General features: G+C 40.6%; 20 protein-coding genes. 8 read left to right on the forward strand and 12 right to left on the reverse strand.

Annotated features, from left to right (window positions below; genetic code table 11):
* Positions 1-47: 47 nt before the first annotated feature.
* The 3 genes from AC1MCB_RS09295 to AC1MCB_RS09305 all read right to left on the reverse strand — a co-directional run bounded on the left by AC1MCB_RS09295 (position 48) and on the right by AC1MCB_RS09305 (position 2,834).
* Positions 48-614, reverse strand: coding sequence for a hypothetical protein (locus AC1MCB_RS09295; RefSeq protein WP_479968471.1), 567 nt, complete (start codon positions 612-614; stop codon positions 48-50).
* Positions 615-643: 29 nt separating this feature from the next.
* Positions 644-1,252 (reverse strand): hypothetical protein, encoded by a 609-nt coding sequence (locus tag AC1MCB_RS09300; protein WP_479968472.1) that lies wholly within the window; start codon positions 1,250-1,252, stop codon positions 644-646.
* Positions 1,253-1,376: 124 nt separating this feature from the next.
* Positions 1,377-2,834 carry an aminotransferase-like domain-containing protein gene (locus AC1MCB_RS09305; protein ID WP_479968473.1) on the reverse strand — a complete coding sequence of 486 codons (1,458 nt, stop codon included), beginning with the start codon at positions 2,832-2,834 and terminating at the stop codon, positions 1,377-1,379.
* A gap of 380 nt (positions 2,835-3,214) precedes the next feature.
* On the opposite strand from AC1MCB_RS09305, the gene AC1MCB_RS09310 reads away from it, so the two are divergent.
* From AC1MCB_RS09310 to AC1MCB_RS09320, 3 genes are all read left to right on the forward strand, one after another.
* On the forward strand, positions 3,215-3,820 hold the full coding sequence (locus AC1MCB_RS09310; protein WP_479968474.1) for a Crp/Fnr family transcriptional regulator: 606 nt from the start codon (positions 3,215-3,217) through the stop codon (positions 3,818-3,820).
* A 135-nt stretch (positions 3,821-3,955) separates the two neighbouring features.
* On the forward strand, positions 3,956-4,390 hold the full coding sequence (locus AC1MCB_RS09315) for a MauE/DoxX family redox-associated membrane protein (RefSeq protein WP_479968475.1): 435 nt from the start codon (positions 3,956-3,958) through the stop codon (positions 4,388-4,390).
* Positions 4,391-4,498: 108 nt separating this feature from the next.
* The gene (locus tag AC1MCB_RS09320) at positions 4,499-4,789 is read left to right on the forward strand and encodes a hypothetical protein (protein WP_479968476.1); all 291 of its coding nucleotides are present in this window, start codon (positions 4,499-4,501) and stop codon (positions 4,787-4,789) included.
* Positions 4,790-4,846: 57 nt separating this feature from the next.
* On the opposite strand, the gene AC1MCB_RS09325 is transcribed toward AC1MCB_RS09320, so the two are convergent.
* From AC1MCB_RS09325 to AC1MCB_RS09335, 3 genes are read right to left on the reverse strand one after another with little or no spacing between them, the layout of a single operon-like run.
* Positions 4,847-6,202: a RagB/SusD family nutrient uptake outer membrane protein gene (locus AC1MCB_RS09325; RefSeq protein WP_479968477.1), complete on the reverse strand. Its 1,356-nt coding sequence runs from the start codon at positions 6,200-6,202 to the stop codon at positions 4,847-4,849.
* 19 nt (positions 6,203-6,221) lie between these two features.
* The gene (locus AC1MCB_RS09330) at positions 6,222-9,404 is read right to left on the reverse strand and encodes a SusC/RagA family TonB-linked outer membrane protein (RefSeq protein WP_479968478.1); all 3,183 of its coding nucleotides are present in this window, start codon (positions 9,402-9,404) and stop codon (positions 6,222-6,224) included.
* 4 nt (positions 9,405-9,408) lie between these two features.
* Positions 9,409-11,220: a TlpA family protein disulfide reductase gene (locus tag AC1MCB_RS09335; RefSeq protein ID WP_479968479.1), complete on the reverse strand. Its 1,812-nt coding sequence runs from the start codon at positions 11,218-11,220 to the stop codon at positions 9,409-9,411.
* Positions 11,221-11,835: 615 nt separating this feature from the next.
* On the opposite strand from AC1MCB_RS09335, the gene AC1MCB_RS09340 reads away from it, so the two are divergent.
* Entirely contained in the window at positions 11,836-12,408 is a 573-nt protein-coding gene (locus AC1MCB_RS09340; protein ID WP_479968480.1) for a hypothetical protein, read from the forward strand.
* A 142-nt stretch (positions 12,409-12,550) separates the two neighbouring features.
* Here AC1MCB_RS09340 and AC1MCB_RS09345 read toward each other — a convergent pair whose 3' ends face one another.
* The 4 genes from AC1MCB_RS09345 to AC1MCB_RS09360 form a co-directional block, all read right to left on the reverse strand.
* Entirely contained in the window at positions 12,551-12,745 is a 195-nt protein-coding gene (locus AC1MCB_RS09345; RefSeq protein WP_479968481.1) for a hypothetical protein, read from the reverse strand.
* Positions 12,735-13,016, reverse strand: coding sequence for a hypothetical protein (locus tag AC1MCB_RS09350; protein WP_479968482.1), 282 nt, complete (start codon positions 13,014-13,016; stop codon positions 12,735-12,737). Before AC1MCB_RS09350 ends, AC1MCB_RS09345 begins: the two co-directional genes overlap by 11 nt.
* Before the next feature lie 152 nt (positions 13,017-13,168).
* A complete protein-coding gene (locus AC1MCB_RS09355; protein WP_479968483.1) occupies positions 13,169-14,116 on the reverse strand; it encodes a hypothetical protein in 948 nt (315 codons plus the stop codon).
* Positions 14,117-14,724: 608 nt separating this feature from the next.
* On the reverse strand, positions 14,725-17,982 hold the full coding sequence (locus AC1MCB_RS09360) for a sacsin N-terminal ATP-binding-like domain-containing protein (protein ID WP_479968484.1): 3,258 nt from the start codon (positions 17,980-17,982) through the stop codon (positions 14,725-14,727).
* Between the two features lie 177 nt (positions 17,983-18,159).
* Between AC1MCB_RS09360 and AC1MCB_RS09365 the strand changes: the two genes are divergently transcribed.
* From AC1MCB_RS09365 to AC1MCB_RS09375, 3 genes are all read left to right on the forward strand, one after another.
* Positions 18,160-19,719, forward strand: a complete 1,560-nt coding sequence (locus AC1MCB_RS09365) for an ATP-dependent nuclease (protein ID WP_479968485.1) — start codon at positions 18,160-18,162, stop codon at positions 19,717-19,719.
* Positions 19,704-20,744 (forward strand): AAA family ATPase, encoded by a 1,041-nt coding sequence (locus tag AC1MCB_RS09370; protein WP_479968486.1) that lies wholly within the window; start codon positions 19,704-19,706, stop codon positions 20,742-20,744. Before AC1MCB_RS09365 ends, AC1MCB_RS09370 begins: the two co-directional genes overlap by 16 nt.
* 109 nt (positions 20,745-20,853) lie before the next feature.
* The gene (locus tag AC1MCB_RS09375) at positions 20,854-22,131 is read left to right on the forward strand and encodes a Shedu immune nuclease family protein (RefSeq protein WP_479968487.1); all 1,278 of its coding nucleotides are present in this window, start codon (positions 20,854-20,856) and stop codon (positions 22,129-22,131) included.
* A 125-nt stretch (positions 22,132-22,256) separates the two neighbouring features.
* On the opposite strand, the gene AC1MCB_RS09380 is transcribed toward AC1MCB_RS09375, so the two are convergent.
* Positions 22,257-22,571: a hypothetical protein gene (locus AC1MCB_RS09380; RefSeq protein ID WP_479968488.1), complete on the reverse strand. Its 315-nt coding sequence runs from the start codon at positions 22,569-22,571 to the stop codon at positions 22,257-22,259.
* Between the two features lie 71 nt (positions 22,572-22,642).
* Positions 22,643-22,792 (reverse strand): hypothetical protein, encoded by a 150-nt coding sequence (locus tag AC1MCB_RS09385; protein WP_479968489.1) that lies wholly within the window; start codon positions 22,790-22,792, stop codon positions 22,643-22,645.
* A gap of 166 nt (positions 22,793-22,958) precedes the next feature.
* On the opposite strand from AC1MCB_RS09385, the gene AC1MCB_RS09390 reads away from it, so the two are divergent.
* Positions 22,959-23,162, forward strand: a complete 204-nt coding sequence (locus tag AC1MCB_RS09390; RefSeq protein ID WP_479968490.1) for a hypothetical protein — start codon at positions 22,959-22,961, stop codon at positions 23,160-23,162.
* Positions 23,163-23,231: the final 69 nt, after the last annotated feature.

Below are 23,231 nucleotides of genomic sequence, written 5' to 3' on the forward strand. Positions count from 1 at the left end.
ATCAATTTAAACACGGTTTAACCCCCTAATCTTCTTTTTCAGACTGATCAATCAAGTAGCTGAATGCTGTCAATGCCTGAGGTGATCTCCCTCAGACAATCAAGGACCAGACAAACATTCTGATCTTCCCGGTTAAGGAGAGGATATATTCCGGGACCGAAGAAATTGTTACCGGGGTCGCTGAATTCCTCCAACGGGATAGAAAGCTCAAGCGCAAGGCCAAGTAATACATCGGATGCACATTCAAGATACCGGACAATAGACTTCTTAGAAGGAATGTCTTCCAGCAGCTTAAGAACAAATTCCGGATGATAAAATGTTAATATTACCTCGGCTTCTTCTTCGGAAAGGTAATTCATCCATAAAAGGTTACCGTCAGTTTTTACCAGGAAATCTTTAAGTTTCACCAACGTGGTAACGAGGGGATCCCGCGGGCGGTAAGGCCCTTTCGCTTCTTGTGCAACCGGGTAACCTGCAGCTGCCGATCTTTGAAGTGCTTTATCCCTATTGTGAAAACAAATTTGTAAAGCATATCGCACCATGTTGTCATTAATTCGCGCTAGTATACAGTGCAACTCCATTACTCTAAGTTTGTAAGCAACAGCTGAAGACATAATCTGAAAAGTTTAATTATGTAAAATCCTTATTTCCCTTGTACTTCCTCTGCGATAGCATAGATCTTTTGCATACCCGCCTGAACATCTTTCATGATTTGAATAATAGTGTAAACATTCACATCGGTTTTTTTAAGCGCAGCAAGCGCCTTTTTGCACGGCGACTGCATCCAACTTGTTTCTTCTGCAGTAATGTCCAATCTTGATTCTGAGAGTTGTAAGGCGAGGGAAAATAATGAGACGACAGCTTCCTGCAGATACTCCAGCATCGAGCAGTGCAGGCCTATTGATTCGTCACCTGTAAACATAATAAACACGGGCCAGTGCCTGGCTCCTACTCCCTGATGATAAGCTTCGAGCATCTCCCTTTCAGTCAGACCATTAATTTGCATAGTCATGAACCTGTGCGTGTCAAGCGCGTAAATCAGGTCGATGAGCGGCTTTACCAGGGGATCTTTAAGCGCCTCCAAAAGGGCTATGTCGACAGGAATTGGATCTCCTTTAAAAACGTTCTGCAGATCCTTCAATTCATCACGCATACCCACATTGATCCCGTAAGCATACAAGCCGTTCATCACCTGCTGTAGCAGTGTACTTACCTCGGTGACCTTTATTCTGTAGTCAAAAACTTCGTTCATTATAGTACTTAGTATATAGTAGTTAGTACTTAGTATATAGTAGTTAGTACGTATTAGTGTATGGCAGGCTACCGGGACCCTTACGCCGGAAGCGGATGTTTAAAAAGAAATTTGATTGGAGGCATCAGGCAGCCGCTAAAGCGGCCAGGAATGCCGGAACCATTTTCAACGAGCCATTCTTAATTGATTCGGCTACGAGTTTTATACCGCATTTCATTTTTTCCATCGCGGTTGAACCAAAGCAGACCATGAGCGCTTTGACCGGTTTGCCGGCATAGAAGCCTATAAGGGCATCCCGCCTGTATAAACCGAGTTCTTCCAGCTCCTCAAGAACGGGCCCCGGGTCAAACTCTTCATTAAGCTCTACCCACACCACAAAGCCGGCCGTCGGCATTGTATAAGTCGCTAAGCCTGAGAGAGAATTCCTGAGTATTATGTCGACTGCTGAAGAACGATCCTGGTATTGCCTGAGCATCTTATCCTGCAGAAGACTGAAGGTTCCCTGCCTGACCATATTGGCCAGTAATCGTTCAGAAACCCGGTCGGGGACCGAAAAGTCCTTTGCAACACTCCGTACTGTTTCCATGAAATCCGCCGGCCCGATCACGATGCCGATTGAATTTAAGGGATAGGTCATCCTTGATACCGGCCCCAGGTAAATAACACGGCCTTTATTATAGGTTTCCCAAAAGGTCATCGGTGCCGGTCCGGGCCAGAACTCGTGTTCATTATACATTTCTATGATCACAAAGTGATGCTTGTCTGCAAGAGCCATCAGTTGCCGGCTCCGGGCTGTTGACAGGGGGAGACCATTAGGGATTCCGGCAGCTGGTCTGACAAAAACAACTTTTACCTGGTGCCGCAGACATATCTTTTCCAGTTCATCCATCAGCATACCTTCCCCGTCAAAGCCGGTAAAAAAGATCTCCGCTTTCACGATCCGGAAGGAAGCGATAGCCCTTACATCTTCCGGCGATGCCATCACCACCCCGGAAGAATGTTTTAACAAGCTCATTATGGTTACATTCAGATTTCTTCCGACACCATGAAGGGTGTGAAACTGGTTATCCTCTACGTGCATACCCAGGTAACTTAAGATCCTGGAAATTGCAAAGCTGATAACGGATTCACCTTCACATGCCGGCACATGCGCTAATATTTTCCTGTACTCCCTGAGATGTTTCTCCATAGAACCCAGGATGAGGCCGGATGAATCATTGCCGAGCGTAATATAAGGAACCGCCGAATTTAAAGGATCATAGGCAGCTACCGGATCATTGAAACTAAACGCCGCAAGCGGCGATCCATCCCCCCCAGCGGGCAAAGGCCGGCGAAAGGAAACAAAATAACCGAAAGGCTTACGCTGCTCCAGTAGCTTTTGCATCCTCAAAGTTTTGTAGACTGCTGCGATGGTCTTTTTATTGACCTTCAGAATTTTAGCAAAATCTGCAATTGTTAACAGTTTTTGTCCCGGAGGCAGCCAGCCTCCATCTATCAGGCTGATCACATGCGATCGTATCTGCGGAACAAGTGGCTTGCTTTTATCCGGTGGGAAATACCAGGGGATATTTAAATAATCCATATACGTTTTACATTCATTTTTCCGGACCGGCCTCCGGACTAACATACCCAAACCGGTTCACGCTGAACGCCTGCACCTTTTGCCTGCAGATCAGCCGCTTGCTCCCCTAATTCCGAAACGAGTTTAAAAAAAACATCTTAATAAAGAAGCCCCCATTTTCATTACCCCCTGCTTATTTCGTCCAATACCCATCTTAAATCATTCAATATTTTTTATATAAGCCTTATCTGTCATTAGAAGGGCATTTAAAAAATACGGCCGTTTTTCATTACCCCATTGAAATTGTTCTTAAAAGCCAGTACTGTTTTCTGTTTCCTTCCGATATTTAAATAAAATGTAATTATGTATCTGTCGAAGAAATTTTAGTTAGACGAAAGCCAATGGAAACAGTTGCTTTGTTCAAATTACTGGAATCCTATCACCCCCAGCGTAAGCCACTTTCTGAAAAGCTGAAGGAGGAGCTCAAGGTTATGATCCGAAAGCGGACCTATCGGAAGAGACAGCTCCTGCTTCATGAAGATCATGTACCTGAACATGCCTGGTTCCTGGCTACAGGAACCGCCCGGGTTTTTCATTACGATCAGCAGACCAAAAAGGAGGTAACCAGCTGGTTCTGGTACCAGGGCGAGCTGATCTTTCCCTTAAAAAGATTCATCGCCGAAAAGGAGAACGGAGACAATATCCAGCTTTTTAAAGAGAGCGTACTCCTGTCACTACCAGCAGAACAGCTTATCGATCTGGCTTCCAGGGACCTGGATTATTACCTTATCCAGGCTGCCATGCTGGATAGTTACAAATCCCGTTTGTATGAGCGCACCCGCGATCTGGCCGGGCTGGATAGCCAAAGCCGCTATCTTAAATTCTGGCATGCCCATAAAGAAACATTCACCGTGGCTAACCTGACTGAAATAGGCTCTTTTCTGAACATTCACCACAAAACACTCAGCGACCTGAGATCAAAGAACAGTCACATGGCTGATCAGTAGCAATTAATTCGCTGTTATAACAAGTACTTTACAACCATTTACGGTCAATAAAGTCGTCTTCAAATGGTTGGCAAACGCCTTTTTATGGCAAAACCGCCATTCTACCTTTAATAAGCGAAACAACAAGAAACGCTTATGATCAGGATACTCAAAACAGATATTATTCCGGCCATGCTCATCCTCCTGTGGACCTACGCTGCCGCCAGCAAACTGCTCGATTTCGACCAAAGCCGCACCGAGATGCTTGAACAGGTATTCCCGGGCGTATTGTCCAGATTTCTGGTTTGGGCTGTGCCGCTGTTTGAATTCTGTGCAGCGGGTTTATTGATCGTTTCAAAGACCCGGACCATAGGGCTCTACTTGTCTCTGCTCCTGCTGCTAAATTTTAGCATTTACATTATCACCGTTTTGCTGAATCTATTTGACCGTATCCCCTGCTCTTGCGGGGGAATATTGGAGAACCTGAGCTGGACGGAACATCTGCTCTTTAATGTCTTTTTTATTGTGCTAACCCTTATTGCCTTAATACAAACATCAGAAGAAGGGAGGGCTATGGGGAAGGCTTTATAGTTGCGATGATCGTTTGACGGTAATCCGATCATTTATCACCTAATAATATTATCTATTAAGGAGAAGCCGAAAACCTTGAGAGTAGGCATTCAATTAAATATCAAGAATATGATCTCTACAAAAATCAATACCGGCCTGATCGCCCTTGTAATTGGCGCGTCCACAGCTTTTGCCTTCAATATGCCAGCCGAAAAAGCGGCTAATAGTCAAGCCCTTGAATGGTTTGTATACAACGGTGGCGGTGAGGGGATTCCTGGTAATTACACAAAAGTTCCCTCTATGCCTTCCTGTGAAGGCGATGCGAACCTTTGTGCAATTTACGCCCCCGAAAATGGAACTTCCGGAAAGCCAACTTCAGATGGTGCCGCCCATCCCGATGAGCGGGTGCTAAAACAATAGCTATACCGACCGTTAATTAGAAGGCCCGGGAATTGAGAACTCCCGGGCTTTTATACATTAATTTTGCTCTATTCCGCTTGCAGCGATAACCTTCAATGGAATCGGCATTAAATAGCCTTTATCACCCGGGATTAAAGTGTAGGATTTATTATTAATTTCCCTGGTGATCGTCTTTTCACGTCCAGGTTCCTGGTTCAGGCGTTTCAAATCACTCCACCGGAGATTCCGGAAAGCAAGTTCCTTTCGCCGCTCTTCCAAAATAACGGTTAGAAGATTTGCAGGGACAGTTTCGGTAACCGGAACAAAGCTTCCTGTCCGCCATCTTTTAACAAGGAGGGAATTGAGCCGGTCTAATGCGGAGCCCGTGTTATTCATCCGGACGTAGCTTTCAGCTGCAATCAAATACAATTCATCAATTGCTAACCCATTGAAACGGGTATTAGCACCGTTATAACTGCCTTTAAAAAAAGCATCTGTACCACTGGTTTTAAAAAATACTGTGCGCCTCAAATCATCTGAATGATACAATGAATACAGGTTGCTGCTTACCGAGCTAAATCCCTGGGAAAATCCAGATAAAAGAATGATTGTTGAATGATAAATTACCTCTTCATTTAAACGCGACACGGGAAAATTTGCACCTGCATTCAGTGTGTTAAAATCAATAAGGTTGGAATTTCTGCTGAGTGCTTCCTCCGCATTCTTAGAGGCGTTGTCATATTGATGCATCACCAGGTAAACACGGGCCAGTAAGGCTGCAGCCGCAGGTACGCCCGGCCTGGTTTTATAGGCGGAGGTTACCGGGAGGAGGGACTTTGCTTCCTCCAAATCCGAGATAAGCTGGTCATAGCATTGCTTAACACTTGACCGTGCAATTTTTTCATTGATATCTGAACTTAGCTTTAGTACCACACCAGGATCAGAATTCGCTGTTGAAGCGTTATAACCTTTGGCAAATGTTTGTAACAGGTTGAAGAACGCAAATGAGCGGTGGAATAACGCAGCGCCTTTCAATTCTTTCCACTGGGTCGAGCCAGCTTCTTTTTCTAATTTCACAAGGCCGTCCAAAACAAGGTTTGCATAAAATACATTCCGATATGGTGTAGACCAGTCGTTCATATCATTCTCATTAAACAGGTCTCTGCCCCAGATATAGGCGTTTGCCGAGGTTCTCTGACCCTGCAGGAGGGCATTCCATTGAATACTCGTCATATAAACATCGTCACTTGCCAAATCTCCGGTGGCCGGATTAAGAGCATTCAAAGTATTGGTATTGTCCAATAAAAGTTGAAGGTATTTCAGATTATCAGACGGTACCGCGAGCTTTTCATCCGGCTTGGCGTCCAGGTAGTCTTTACAGGAACTAAAGGCAATTCCCAGGATTATGAGCAATACAAGTTTTAATATTTTCATAATGAAAGTTTTTAAAAGGTTAGAAACTAGCTTTGATGCCGAATGCCACGCTGGCACCCGCCGGTGTATATCCCGAATAGTCAGGGTCAAGCCCCAGCTTTGACGAGCGCCAAATAAACCCGGCATTGCGGAGGTTCGCAAACAATTGCATATCCTTCAGATGTACTGCCTGTAATTTGCCTGCTCCGAACTGATAGGAAAGATTAATATCCTGAAAGCGAATATGATCCCCTTTTTCAACTAGCGCAGAAGAATTGTTATAAAATTCATCACGGGCATCATTAGCGGGATAGATCATCGAAGGTACGCTTGTTAATTGCTCATCACCCGGCTTCTGCCACCGTTGAGCAAAATCGGCATGCCCCACCCAACTATTGTAGAGCCTGCTGTAAGAAATGGAAGAGCGGGTAAAATAGTAGCCCAGCCGATAACTGATGTTCACCAATAAAGAAAGGTTTTTATATGAAAACGTGTTACCCAGTAAGCCAAAACTTGTTGGTGTAGCAGGTCCGTGATATTGCAGATCGTCCAATGTTGAACTGTAAACCAGATCTCCATAGGCCTTCGACTTTTCACCAGAAAGCATACCCAGCGGATCACCGGTGGCCGCATCTAATCCAGCAAATTTGTAAGTGTAAATTCCGTGGACAGGTCTGCCGATTACAGGCGTAGCCAAATGACCGCCGTTGATAAATTGATAGGAAGACTTTGATAAATTGCCGTTGGCCGTTACTTCATTGGTGTTATGATTGAACAAAACACTGCTGTTCCACTTAAATGCCCGATTGACATTCCGGGTGTTAATGGTAATATCAATACCCCTGCCGATCATGTCTGCAGTATTCCGTCTGATGGTGCCCGAAATGACACCCGAGGTGGGATCAAGAGCCTGGTCACCAATCAGATCCCTTCCGTGCTTATTATAATATTCTACAGTACCGCTTAGAAAACCATTGGCGGTTTTAAAGTCAAGCCCCGCATTTAGAACGCCTATCTTTTCCCAGCTTAGGTCCGGGTTTGGATATGTACGTACGATGGCATAGGGCATATTATTTAAATTGCCCCTGCCCTGCACCACTGTGGCGAGTGCAGTCAGGTTTTTGCTTAAGTTTCCGTTAAAACCATAGGTGAGCCTAACTTTCAGATAATCCAGGATTCTGTTTTTAAAAAAGCTTTCATTATGTGCATTCCAGCTTAATCCTGCAGACCAAAGCGGAACGCCCTTCTGATTGCTGTTGACACCGAACAAATTAGAAGCATCTTTTCTGCCACTTGCAGAAATACTGTAACGATCGTCAAAAGTGTAAGCTGCATTGGCATAAAAAGAAGTATGACGATTCAGAAAACTGGAAAAATCATTATTGTACGGAATGCCCTGTGAACTGCCAGGGTTGGTATACAATGAATAAACAGAAGTATAATCGACAGGGACACTTACAAGGCCGCTTGGATCAAAACCATACGTACGGTAACTGTTTCCATCTTGCCGGATCTGCCGGATCTCTGCCCCTGCCAGTGCTGAGATACTGTGTCTAAAAATATCGTTCTGGTACTTAACTTGTCCACGGCCAGTATGCGATATTAACGACGAACTGTGAAGATCAAAAATGCTGCCGCGGGGTACCGGGAAGCCCAGAATTCCATTCGCATCGGCTTGTGTATATTGGTTTACCATATCACGGGTAAAGAAGGACTTTTCTCCGAAAAGCACTTTATTGTCCATGAAATTCCGGTTGTACTGATACATTGTCTGGGCAGAAAATCTTTTTGTGATATCATAGCTTGCATCTATACTCATCAAAAGCTCCTCTGTTTTTGAACTGTTCTCGGTATCCAGGTAATCGGTTAGTGGGCGATACTGCATGTCCAGTAAACCGGCATCTTCAAAGCGCGAGGCGTAGGTTCCCCGGTAATTCTTTACAACAGGTACCGGGATACCGTCATCGTCTGCCAGTTGGGCATAAGGATAAACGGCGTTATTGTAGCCGCTGGTAATTTCAGTTAATTCAGGAGCACCATTTTTTTGATTCAGTTGACTGTAACTTAAGGAGGGTTTTAACCGGAAACGCTTACTTAGCTGATAAGAATGATCCGCCCGGAGACTTAATCGGTTATATTGGTCGGCATTAACGGTTTTATTCCGGTCGTATCCTGCCGAGTAATAATAGCCCCCCTTATTTGTACCACCTTTAAAGCTTGCAGCATATTGCTGGTTCACACTATTTTGAGAAAGGTAACGGTTATAGTCATTCCGGATGTCCTGCTGTTTGAGCCTGGTAATAGCTTCATCCGCCTGTGCTTGTGAAATGATCCCCTCCCTTGCAGCAATCAGTAGCTCTACTACCGGTGTCAAAACTGGCCTTGAGGGATCGGCTTCTTTCGATTCATAAAAACCTTTTTCAAACAGGTTTCTCTCCACCTCAATAAAATCCGCGGATGAAATGGCAGGAAGATAAAAAAGGTCAGTTTTCTCCCCAAGGGTTACATTTGAGTTGAGTGATAAACTGGACGGCAGGTTGCGGGTTCCATTTTTTGTTGTAATCACAATTACGCCATTGGCAGCCCGTACTCCCCAAATGGAGGCCGCTGCTGCATCTTTTAGAATGGTAATACTTTCTACATCATTCGGGTTGATACTCTCTAAATTTCCGTCGAAAGGGAAATTATTAAGAACAATCCGAGGCTGCGTATCTGCAAAAATGGTACTCAGGCCGCGGATGCTTATCCTTCGGTCATCTTTCAAACGCTCATCAAAAAGCACAGCGTTGGTCACTCCTTTCAGCCTGCTGAGTATGTCTGCGCTGGTACTTTGATTTAGCGTTTTGTTATCAACAACGGTGAACGAACCGGTAGCCCGTTCGCGGGGCAATTCATAGTAGCCTGTTGAAATAATCACCTCATCCAATGTGGTACTTTTTTCAACCAGGGTGATTAGCAAAGGACCGGTCAGAGGATAGTTGACCGGGACAAACTGATCATGATATCCCAAAAAAGAAATCTTAAGGGTATCAGCGGTGCCACGTACGCGTACACTGAAACTGCCGTCAGCCATTGTAAGAACCCTTTCCTTACTATTCAGGGGGCTGACATAGGCGCCGGGCACAGGTAAATGGTCTGACGAGACCACTTTGCCACTTATTCTATCCTGTGCCATCATAATGGCCGGAATAATCAAAAGGATGACTAATATAATTTGTTTCATAAGTTTAATTTTTAAGGACAGTTGATTCTATTACTTCGGCTGGCGAGAGTACCAGCATGGGTAGTTTCCTTTTTTCCTGTTTGAACTGAAGCCCATGGATTGCAAGGGATTTATTTAAAGATTCGATATCGGTTATACTTTTACCGAGGTTCATATCCAGTGTATGCTTAATCCCCGTTTCGTCAAAAAGAGGCAGCATCCCTGGTTCAGTATTCATTTTTTCGATCAGAGTGGCAAGCCACTCGTTTCTTAAAAATTTGACTTCGCTATTCTTTTTGTCAAGATTATTTTCGCGCTCGCCATTGGCTAGTGTGGGTACTCGTTTTTTGTCTGTTATTGTAAGTACAAGGCATCCCACTTCCCTCTCCTCTACCGTCCCCATAATATTAAAGAACCGGGTGAGGTCTTGCTGCATGATCGAATACACCTGTAAAGTGTGCGAAACGGGAAGTATCAGTTCATAGCACCAGCTTTTTGTTGCCTGCTGCTGATACGAATTAGATATTACATATTTATTCCGATCCAGATTCTCAAACACCACCCGACTGTCTGCCCATCCGGTAGGCAGACGCCATGCTGCTTTATACAGGCTAATAACACCTTGATTAAAGGCGAATACCCGTACCGAAGTACTATCCTTGCGGATACCCAATCGACCGGAGACACCGCCCATATAGCCAGTTAACATCGAGCGATATTTGTAGGAAGCTTGGCCGCCATTTTGGTGATCAAATAATGGCTTTATAGGATCAAAATTGAGCAGATCTGTTTTTGGGGCTTCGAACTCTGCCTCTTGATTGTTTAAAATCCTTCCTACATTTTCGGCCGTAAAATCATAAGCCGCCGTTGTCTGTATGACTTTTCCTGCCTGGTCGATCCAAACCAGGTGCGGCACATAAACATAGGGAAAGAGCCCCTGCAGAACTTTGTCATCGGTTGCTATTACCGGTGCTAAACTACCGATCCTTTTATTTTTGATTAAAAAATTATTGATAAGGTCAGATTTCTGGCTGGTAATAAACAGCACCTGCAACTGATCGCCAAACTGATTTTGTAATTTGTTTGCATTACCGAATGATTCCAGACACCCTTTGCACCAGGTACTCCAAAAATCAAGTACCAGCAGTTTGCCTTTAAAGTCTGAGATCTTCGCTGTGGCAGATTTATAATTGATAATGTTGTTAATGGTTATGTCGGGTACCTTGTCCCCTATCTTAAGGGCCTTTTCTTGAGTCTGCGCCTTGACCCTACCTGATTGCCCGCCCATAATCATGATCAGCACTAAACCCGCTCTTAAACCGCGGTAAAGAGCCTGCTTCAAGGTCATCTCAGGTTTTTGAACAGTCAGCTGCTGCACCCTCCCATTCTCGAGCTCAAATTGCTCCAGCTGCGCGGCATCATGATCGGCCAGGAAGAAGGCTTTCATAATCGCTTTCATCGTTTCGGGATGCTGATCACAGTAAGGGTTCTGCCGGTACGAGGTATATAAATGGTCCTGAACATTAAAACGATCATCCTCATCTTCACGCCAGCCACAGAGCACACGACCATTCTCCGGATCATCATTGTTTTGCTCTCCCAAAGCACTACGTGAAGGCGAATCATTCTGAAGCTTACTTTCCTCTGCCAGCAACTGGGTTGCCTGCATCTTTTCCGCGATACGCTTACTATCGGCGGCTACTTTTTCAAAATCCATGTTGAATGGATTCTGATTAAGTTTTTGTGGCTTCCTGCTATTAAAAAGCCGGTATTTGAGTTTGAATACTGCGCTTATCAAAGGCCATAGCATGCCCCTTAAGCTATTTTTTGCTTTCATTTTTTGGGTTGGTTTGGTTAGAAATCGATTAGGTCACCCTGAGCTTTTATCGCTTTTGTCACCCTGAGCAGCCTGTCCCGATTCTTCATCGGGAGAGTCGAAGGGCTGCATAGTGAAGAAGAGTGAGAAAGTTAAAGAAAGACCGAAGGCAGGCAGGGAAATAATCAATCAACTAAACTGGAACCCTGCCGCCATCGGCCAAAGGGTCAATCAGGATGTCTTTTGAGTACGGAAAAGCGGAAGAGTAAAAGTGCGATCATTGATCATTTCGTTTAACTGATTTGAACAATGAAGCTTTAAGTGAAAGTCTAAATGATAGAGGGACTCACCTTATACGCAGTGGAGCCTGTAGGAAGGCTGGGTGCGCACAAAAGCAAGCCCACTCTACCACAAAGATAGAAATGGGCATTGACTTTTGGCTCTTGCACCCTAGAAGTTCCTACATTTCCACTACAAGATTCAAAAATTCAAATGCCATTATTAAATAATGAACTATTCACATAGTAAACAGTTCAATATATACTATTGATATTTAATATCTAAAGATATAAAACTAAAAACACTATGCAAATTATTTGACCAATTTTTAGCGTAAAATAAATTATCCATTTGGCAATGGATGATACCAAAGATTTAGATTATAGTAAAACAATTGCTGCTCGGCTCAAAGAAGTAATGAAAACAATTGGCCTTGAGATACCGGGGTTTGCAGTCTTTATCGAAAAATCAGAAAGTCATGTTTATTCCCTTTTAAAAGGAAGAAGGGAACTAACTACAGAAATAGCAAAGGATATTGGACAAAAGCTGGAATTTGATGGCAGTAAAATTTTTAAGCTGAACTATGAAATACCCGTAAGCATTAAAAAGTCTAAGTATTTAAACGCCTTCAATTTAAAATATAAAACTAACTCGGAGTACTTTATCAATAAGAAGATTGATAGAAAAAAATCTTACTTTATCGAATACCAATTACTTGAAAGTGATTTATTTGACAAACATGTTTATGTGTGGGAAGTAAATGAAAGGTGCCATGATTTCCAGAGAGAATATACAAGCGATGAACTATCGAAATCATTGCACTACCTGGTACAGAAAGGAAAACTAATAAGCGAAAAGAGACCTATAAAACTTAGGAGTGGAGGTTTTGGGACGAGGAAAGTTGATGTGTATATCAAAAGAAAAGTTTAGGCGGGTACCTACCTATAAGCAGGTAATAGTTGCAGACAAAATATGGAGATACTCAATAAAGGATCTAAAGTGTTCAAGATCTTCGTAAGTAAAATCTGGATTACTCGAGTATTGCACATCAAAAAATGAAAAATTCAAAAATTTAGGGCCTGAATTCTTCAGTAATTTCTTGCAGGCTTCCATCAGGATAAAACTTCTTATTACTTCTTATTGGTGTCTTCTTCAGTTTAAAAGAATAAACACGGTTTATAAGTAACGTTAAGATATACACTACTCCGGCTGGAATACCAGCATTTGTTACTTGTTGAAAGATGTTGTTAAATTCTTTAAAGTCCATAGCTATCACAATTAAAATTTATGATGCTATCCACTTTTTGGGGGCGGAAGTGCCCTATTATACAATTTTTTTTTGAGGTTCCAAAGGACACAAAAAATCCCGCGTTTAAGAGTCGCCAAAAGACTTTTTCATTCTTGAACTGACGTTTAGCAAAGTTTTTATCTTCATCAATTCCTTTCGGATCGCCAATAAGTATCCCAATTATTTTTTGTTTTTGCATGCTATTATAACTTTCATGCAAATTGCCACAACGGTATTTCCTTAATTTCATGAATGAAATTAAGGAAGATAAAATTTCTAAATCTTGGCTATCTGCCTTTTCAACTCTTCAAAATATTGAAGATAGGCACGGCCATTAACATTCGCTAGCGAGCGTTTAGAAATATTCAATCCAGGAAATAATTTGTTAATCAGTTCAGTTCTCTAATCCGGAGTAAGAGTAGGGTTTAATTTGCCAAGGTGGTCTAGTGCGTCCACCCAGGCGACTATGGCACCTTTATTTCGTTCTCCTAAGATATAATGACTTGTCACGTCAATTACTGGTGGTTTGACTTCTTTTAATATGTCAATATAATCCTGATGGACTCCGGCCCTAAATATAGAATGAATATTTAATTTCTCTGTCTTAGTATTCAGCACGGCCTGAACAATGGTCTTTGTTTCTCTAATCGCCTGATTAAGAATTTCATCCCAAAAGACCTTTAGAATATTGAATCTTCGCTTTAATTCTACTTGTTCTGCGTCTGTGGCTTTCAATAAAAAAATATTCAGTATTATGTCTCTTTCTATCGATATGGATGCAATATCTTCTAAAAGTTCCAATCTTAGAGTTTCTAGCTTAAGTTTATTGATCCATAACACGATGTCCTTAGCTGCCGCTTTTGCATAATGACTATAGTTATTCACATTATCGTCATGGAATACATATTTTTTAAATCCTTTAACCTTTTCATCAATCTTCTCCAAGCTCCGAACAGTTTCCGTATCGGCTAAAAATCTACCAAAATATTTTGCTTCGAGGGTTCTGGCCACTAACATACTCTGAAATTGCCTCATCAACTCATTGGCTTTAATCTCAATTTGTGATAGAGCGACAAAGTTTGCTGCCACCCTATTGCTTGTGTAAGACCTCGTTGCATTAAAACTATCTGAGCAAGATTGATCCCATTCTTGTTCAGTTATAACTTCCTTAAAATATAAATAAAATTTTGGTCTAGGAGTCAGCAGAGAAAACTCATGGTATAAAAAAGAAAGGTAGTGGTCTTTCTTTTTTAAGAGTTCTTGCCAGGGAAATTTAGCAATCGAAAGTTCATGATCAAAGTCCTTTTCGATATCTTCAATAAATTTATCATTGGTTTTCTTGATTGTCATCGTGGAACTAATAATGCGGATTGAAAAATTTAGTATTAATATAGCCGAAAATAGCGATCATTTAATAACCATTCCGGGTCAACGCTAATGTATTGAATTTGAAAAATTTAGGTTTAAGGCTTAAGGGCTTTTGGAAGATAGCTACTTCTGCCCTGTCTCGTTTGAAGAACCCTATCATCAGAACAATCACCGATAGACTAAGCGACCGTCAATGATTTGGTTGTTGAGCTTTTGAAGCCGGATACCTTGATAATCCTAAACTGCCATTTCAGATTTATCAGCATTGCAAAGCGAGGTTAAAGAGGAAATTTCAAACAAAGCTTTTGATGGAAGGGTTGACGGTGTATACGAGGAGGAAGAAGTCGCCGAGATTGGTGGTTGGGAAGAGTGAAGACGGGTGGGTGAATTTTGGGAGAGGTCACTTAAAACTGCAAAATCAGTTCGGAGTAGAAGACTCATAATCTTTGGGTCTCTGCCTTAAACCCAGCTTATAAGAATCGGGCTTTGTTATAGTAAAGCAATTGACTTCGCAAAATAAAAAATTCGAGAAGCAAACTCTCACTTAATGATGATGTCTGGAGATTAACAAGTAATTAGTGATCTAAAATTTACGATCGGGGTATTTCTAGTTTCAGGATTTTGAAATACTCGTTTTCCAAGTATTCAATGAATTCCTCGAAAGTCAAAAAAGTTTTCCAAGTTGCTCTGCTCACATTAACACTATACTTATCATTGTCAAGCCTTGTCTGGACATCACCAGTATTGTATTCGTCCATCGATGCAAGTCCACTCTCCATCCCATCCACTTTTGGCTCAATGACATCACCAATTTTAAGGATAAATCTCGCATTTGCAACAAAATAATCTTTGTCGACTAATGTATCGTATCGTTCACGCAACAACACGCAAAGAGCATATCTTTCTTTATATTTTTTTGCTGCACGCCCCTGAGTACCCGACATTTTAACGGTCTCGTTATGCTCAACGGTACTTTTGATTTCAAGATAAAACGGTTCATTTCCGGAATGTAATATTTCAAAGTCATAGCCAACGTCAGGATTGGTAATGTTTAAAGTTTTGATATTTTCAATGGCGGCAACAAAAGCATCCTCGGCAGCGTCTCCAACAGATTTCCTCCATTCTGCGTCTTCTGCTGCCTGTTTGATTTCATTAGCTGCTCTCAGCAATCTTTCAGTTCCGCCAGCCAATTTTGACGCAGTAATAAGCATATTCAGTTCAGATGCAGACATATCAAGTTCAGCTAATGCCTGGATCTCCTCTGGGGTTTTGTCAATTTTTGATAGAGCCATTACCATTTTACTGATCTCAGGGCCAAATGCTTTCACATACAGCACGGGCCTTTCCTTCCGAAAATGTGGAAACAGCTTTCCTCTTTCAGCCTCGTCATCGCCAAACCAGTCATTAAGGCTATGGAATAGTGGATTCAATTGTTTGCCCGACTCGACGTTTTGCTGAATATCCGCAGCTATAAATAACTCGTCAATAGGCTTGGCTAGTATCTCTGCTGATCTCCAAGGTAGAAGTTCAACCGATATCTCTTTTGCGACAAGCATGTTTTTTGCGTCCCCCCTTCCGGCATAAGTAGTATATAATTCCTTTAACAATGGATCAAATTGAGCTTCGCGATCTTCCCTGAAAACGTTTTCCTCAAGTTTTCTAAAACGACCACTTTGCATTGGAATGATCGCATTATTGTCAAGCAATGCTTTATAATCGGTCGTCCTATATAGGATCTCAATTAAGGTATTGAGCCATTCGTAAGAAGATACTTCCATATCTTGAAAATAGGTCTTACAGAAGGTTTTGAAATCTGGTTGTTGTCCGATTAGCCAGCAGACGTATTTGACTGAAGCGAATTCGGCAGAACCAAAATTAAAGTCATCCATGTCATTTACGAATTTCCTGCTCGGTACAGCTTCTGGTAACAATTGGCTGATGTGGTTATACCACTTGTTGCGTTCCCTAGCAAGGTCATTTGGAAACATGCTCACAAGTTCGAACACTGCTTTATACTTTTCCAGGTTTTCTTCTGATGGTAAAAGTGCACCTATTGCTGTATTGACACTGATATAAAAGGTTTTAACGTCGAAAATATCAATTCCTTCTAAGTTAGAAATGTCATTATGTATCAACACATCGTAAACTTTAAGTCCAAGTATACTTCCAACTCGCTTCATGGTGTCATTTAGAGCGGTGTCTTTTCGCAAAATCTCCTTTTTAAACAAATCTCCGTTCGTGTTCGGGTATATCGGATAGGTTTCAGCAAGGTCATATCTACCAATACGGTGAAGAAAGTTGATTACCCGGTTTAACCATATTGTTTTAGTCTCATTTTCAGCAAGAGTGAGGTTTTCTAGACCATCAGGTAAAATAATAGATTTTAAGAGGTTCTCCTCGGTGCATGTTAACGCAGATCCCCAATTTTCCGGATCCTGCGATACTATCCGTTGCCAGTTCGTAAAATCTGATTCTGCGGGGAACTCATCTTGGAAAAGTTTAACAGCAAGCTGATAGAATTCCAAGTTGTCTGCTTCTTGAATGAAAATAGTTGGTATTTTAGATTGGGGAAGCGGTATCAATTTTCCTGAAGCAGTCAATAACAATGGATGTTTGCTAAAGAACTCCCTTAACGGCTTCTGAATTGATTTACTATACCAATCTTTTGATGTGTATTCTATCTTTTCTTGCGGTAGACCACTTTCCGCCAAGAGATAGAGCCCGGTGATGCCTGCTGCCTGTAAAGTTTCAAAGAATCTCATCACTGCGTCCCGGTAACCGATAAGCGTAGTTCTATTGGTATCTGCAGTCGGATCTTCGCGATCATCTTTATCTTTGAATGTTCTGACACCATCCCTTGGTTCGGAAGGCTGGAAATTGGAGGACTGTAGCAGAAATGGTATATGCCATGTCTCTGTCCCTACAAGGGGGAATTCTTTGAATAACTTGATTTCATTTTCAATTTTCTGAACTTCCCATTTGCCATTCTCAAATATTGCTGGTACTGCGATGGTCAGATTGTCATCGTCATAATGGATTAGTCCGTCTACTCTACTGTTATTAGTTGACATTATGCCTTTGAGCTCGGAAAATTTTATTCCTGGAAATATTTCATACGGAGCAGATAAAGTATATATCGTACTTTTATTGTTCAGCGTGATTGTAACAGAGCCTATTCCTGACTTCTCACCTGTTGCGTTGATCAACAGTGTAAAAGGTAGATTCTTTATGAAATCCTGTATGCTTTTTGTTGCAAGATCCAACCCGTCATGATCAAGCTGATATCTATACGTAGTCGGAATTTTCACATCAATGTCCGCGACATCGTCTTCAAACAAAGTATTTATCGTTCCAAAAACCTCATTCAGTGCCACTTCCAATTCATCAAAACTATCCGCTCTTCGGTCAACAGGAATAACGAATTCTTTAAGTCCATTACGAGCTTCCAGTAAGCCGGAAACCGTGGCTAACCTATTTAAAGCATGCGTTGTAACAAATCCGGTCCCAAATTTGCCTGTATTTCCATCTGAATTATCAAAGGATTTGGTACTAGTCCGTCTTACCAGTGCCAAAAGGTCGTTAAGAGTAAAAGGGATTCCGTCATGTGAAAAACTGAGGAAGTTATCATCGAGTATAATAACTACGTTTACGGTTCTTTGCTCGGTTGTTCCTTCCTTATTTGCACAATCCTTTGCGTTCTGCAATAATTCCCAGACCCACCTCCGTCTTCTTTCCACTGGAACGGTTTTAAGTCTTTCAAGGTCCTGTAGAATAGCCTTTATTTCACTTTTTTTTCTATCTAAGTCAAGCGCAATATCAACGGCGTTTTTGTGTGAAGCCTCGCTCATAATGGAGAGTTTTTGAGTTATTTATTTGAAAACGAAAATACATTATTAAGCAGCAGAATTGCAGGTTCCATCAAATAAGAAAAACAAGTCGAACTGTTGATTTGGACATTCTTAAAGGTGCGTTTAATTTTCATAGCTTGCATTACTAATTCTTCAAACTTAACCGAAGATCCTCTAATGAAAACTATTAAAAAAATCAAGTTACATAACTTTAAAAGGTTTGAAACTTTTACGGTTAAATTCGATAAAGAACTTAATTTATTAATAGGTGATAACGAGGCCGGAAAAAGTTCTCTTTTATCGGCCATTGATATTGTTTTAAGCGGGAGCCGAAGCAAGATTGAAACACTGGGTATTGAAAGCATTTTTAATATAGAAGTTGTTGAGAAATTCCTGCAATCCGATAAAAAATACGAGAATTTGCCGATAGTTTTTATTGAACTATACTTAAATGACCAACACAACCCGGATGTCAATGGCAAGTACAATTCTGAAAGTATAATTTGTGACGGTTTAAGGTTATGCTGCGAACCTAATGACGATTTAGGTAAAGAAATTAAAGAAATTTTAGAGCAAGAAGAATCAAATTTTCCTTTTGAATACTACACCATAAGCTTTAAAACATTTTCAGGAGATAGTTATACTGGCTACAGGAAGTTTTTGAAGCACATACTTATTGATAACTCACAGATCAATAACGAATACGCTACAAGGGAATATGTAAAAGCCATGTACAGCAGTAATGCAAAAGACGGAGAAAGGCATAAGCATCAAAATGAATACAGGAAATTCAAGGAAACATTTAAAGGTAGCGTCTTGAATAATATCAACGACCGGTTACTAGATTATAATTTTGCAGTTAGGAACAGTCACAAAGCCAATCTTGAGACCGATCTTACCCTTACAGAAAACAATATCAATATAGAAAATAAAGGGAAAGGGAAACAATGCTTTATAAAAACGGAATTCGCCTTAAATAAAAGTAGTAGTAAAATTGATGTAATACTCCTGGAAGAACCTGAAAATCATTTGAGTCATCTTAACATGAAGAAGCTTATTCGAAAAATTAGAGAAACCGAGGGTAAACAACTTTTCATCACTACGCATAATGATTTAATAAGTACTAGACTTGATTTGAGAAAATCGATATTACTCAATAGTAATGGCGCCGTTCCTGTTATGCTAAAAGATCTATCTGAAGATACCGCAAGTTTTTTTATTAAAGCGCCTGATAATAATATTGTTGAATTCGTACTGTCCAAAAAAGTCATTTTGGTAGAGGGGGATGCAGAATATATTCTAATGGAGCAATTTTTTAGAGAGGTTTCTAAAACTGAATTAGATATTTCAAATATTCACATTATCTCTGTTGGAGGCACCAGTTTCAAACGCTATTTAGATTTGGCCAAATTGCTAAAGATAAAGACTGCTGTAATTAGGGATAATGATAAAGATCACCAAGTAAATTGTGTAGATAACTATAATGATTATGTTAGCGACCTCATTCAAGTTTTTTCTGACAAGAACAACCTGCGATACACGTTTGAAATTTGTATGTATGAAGATAACAAAACAATTTGTGATGCTTTATTCAGTGCTGGCCGACGGACTTTAAGCGTTCAAGACTATATGCTACAAAACAAAGCCGATGTTGCTTTTGAGATACTTGAAAAGAACTCGACAGAAATTCGTACGCCCTTGTACATTAAAGAAGCAATAGAATGGGTAAAAAAGTAATTTTTGCGGTTGCCGGCTCTGGAAAAACTACACTTATCCTTAACAGCCTGTGCCTGGAAAAAAAAGCGATCATCATTACATACACCAATAATAATTTAGAAAACCTTAGAAACGGTATCTTAAAAAAGTGGGGTTGCGTCCCCGATAACATTAAATTGCTTTCGTATTTCAATTTTCTTTATACCTACTGCTATCGTCCATTCCTTTCTTTTTCAATACGGGCAAAAGGCATAAATTGGAAGCCTAATTTAAATATCTATGCAAAAAACGATGCACGCTATATAGATGATTATAGTAGACTTTATAGTAATCGGATAGCCAAATTATTAGAAGAAAAGGATACGCTAAAGGACGTCAATACTCGCCTAAGCAAATACTTTGATATTATTTTTATTGATGAAGTGCAAGACTTTGCAGGTCATGATTTTAACCTTCTTAAAAGTATAGCTAAAGCCAAGATGGAAATGCTGTTCGTTGGTGATTTTTACCAGCATACCTTTGATACCAGCAGAGATGGGAAAGTAAACAGTACGCTTCACGATGATTATACAAAATACAAGCAGACTTTTGATAAAATGGGAATTAAAGTAGACACTACAAGTCTGATCAAAAGTTATAGATGTAACACAGAAGTCTGTAATTTTATACTGCAAAAAATTGGAATTGAAATAGAATCTCACAGAACCGATAGCTCACTAATAAATGTGGTAGATAACGATAATGATGCTCAACAATTATTTAGGGATGATAATATTGTAAAGTTGTTTTATCAAGAACATCAGAAATATAGCTGTCAGTCCCGAAATTGGGGCGAATGCAAAGGTGAGGATAAGTACAACGACGTATGCGTGGTCTTAAATAAAAAAACTTGGGACCATTATAAAAAAAATTCCCTAACCAATCTTCCGGCGCAAACCAAAAATAAATTATATGTTGCCTGTTCAAGAACAAAAAAGGACTTATATATCGTGTCGGACGAATACTATAGACAGCACAAAGAAAGTAATAAAAAAGCTAAATTTTAATTAGGCAGTAATGGGTGTAAGGGTTAGATAAATCCTCCTACTTAAGGTGAAGCATTTATAGGTATATTTGTGGATACAGTCCACTTTGAGTTAGAATTTCAAATATTTTATGGCCAAGACAATTATTCCCGTAGCAGCTGAATATGAAAAGGCAAACAACACGACAAAGAAAGTTTTTTATTTTAAGGATGAAGAATATAAAATTGATCAGGTTTCTCGGGAAGTTTTCCTAAAGGAGGATAAAGAGGTACACTATCCGACCCCTTTCCGAGGTGATGATAAATATAAGACCATCAGAAAATTTACATATAAGGGCTTTAATAAGAAACTACCCTCCGGTGTATATAAGGTATCCACCTTTGGATACGGTTTTACCAAGGTATTATCACCCGTGATCAGCTTTCTGAACGCCCATCATGATTTCAATGAGATCATCATTGAAAAGGCTGGGATAGACCATATGGATATCAAAGAAAAAAGACTTCGGATCTCTGATACAGGCCTTCAGCAATTATTCAATACTTTCACAGCTATTAATGGACGTCATAAAGAGGAAAAAGAGCGAGCAGCCCTGCATGAACTGAGTCAACTTTTTCCCGAAACAGTTCCTGCTCCGAAAAAAAGATATGTATCCGGCACGTTGACTGCTGCCTTGTCAGAATGGAAAAATTCAATCTCCGAATTTAACGAATCTGATAAAAATGCAATAAAAGACCTTTTTGATAAGCTGACTTTACTTCCCAATTTCTTTTCAGAAACTAATCTGGTTAAGACTAAGGAGATTATTGACAATAAGTTTATAAAAGCCGCATTAATTGAATTTGACGTATTGCTCAAAGCCGCCAGCGATACTCCGACATTGGAAAAGAAATGGCAGACATTCCTAAAGACTAATAGCTGGATATTTTCGACGCTTTTTGCCCAACCAGTTATTCTGCATAAGGATGAAGCCTATGTGGGTGGTAAGGATTACAAGAACAAGAACGGAAAGTATAGTGATTTCTTGATCAAGAATGGACTTAGCGACAATGTATCTTTTGTAGAAATCAAAACACACCTGACTGAACTTGTAGAGAAAAAGCCATATAGGGGAGACGATGTATTTGCACTTTCGAAAGAACTTACAGGATGCATCTCACAGGTACTCAACCAGCGTGATCATTTTCAGAAGGAATTTTATAGTCATGCCTATAAGACCAAGGATGTTCAAACACTGAACTCTAAAGCATTGATCATTATCGGTAAGCATGCTGCGCTGTCTGAAAAACAACTTCATGCCTTCGAGATGTTCCGCAACAACTGTAAAGATGTTGAAATCATTACATTTGATGAACTTTATCGTAAAATTGAAAGCCTGCTCAAAATCATGACCGGAGCAGTATCTTAACTATAGATTGCGTAGGATATAAATTATTCAACAAGACATCCTTTCGGTTTCCTTAACCACAAAACTGTCTGAGGAGCACCAAACACCGCCGAGTGCAAATTTGCTGTTATTCCCAGTGCATTTTGTCACTCGCTTTGGTTACCTTCTAAGTATAAATAATAGTCCAACACTGCAAGGTCTTTAATGTTTGTGTCTTTGCAAACCTGCCTAAGAACTTTGCAAGTGATTTTATATTTCTGACCATCCGTCAGTCCACGAGGAAGTTGTAAACCATACTTTTGTAATGCCTTATCAGTTTTACCGTTTTTTACGAAGTACAAGTCAGGCTTATGAGCTGCAAGAACTTTCGAAATAAATGCTTTGCTAACTCCTTCAACTTTCAAATCACCTTTAAGTGCTCTGTCATATCTTAAGGCAATGTCGATATTTTCATCACTCAAATATTTTAATAGCCTTTTTAACTGTGGAATATTTCTTTTAATAGCTGGGACTGCGATCGCAATTAAGTGTCCTAACTCCCATCTACGTTTCGCCTACTAAATTGCCCAACGTAAATAAGCTCGGCAATATCGTTTGCGGGAGCACCAAAATCTTGTGTGGAGAGAAGTTTCCCAAATGGTTCCTGCAGTTCAAGCAGATTAAAGGAGGGCTTGGTACTCATATTTAATGCTTTAAGAGAGGGTGGCGCTGAGGCTCAGCTGATTACGATCCAGATAGCCCGAAATACCAAAAGTAGACGAGTGATTATTAAGGAAATTATGATTTGTTTTTTAAGTTAATTGTTTATAGCTTAAAGTTTAAATCAGAATGCTTTGCGAAGAGTAAAAATGAAGCGCCACACTTGGGAAAATGGCATATGGAGTGATGGTGAAGGAAAGTTTCATCAGTGGGGTACAATAACGGAATACGTAGATGAAGGATTAGCGGTAAATACAATCGCAATTGTAGAATGTGCCGATGGTTCTATTGTGGAAGTAAAACCGGGAGACTTACAGTTTATTGATGAAGTATTCAATCCACGTTTGAATTAACAAAATCGTATCTTTTCAGTTACCCCGGTTGTATGCCAAAACACGGGTCCCGTAGCATTAATAGTGACC

This window comes from Daejeonella sp. AP26, assembly GCF_056680515.1.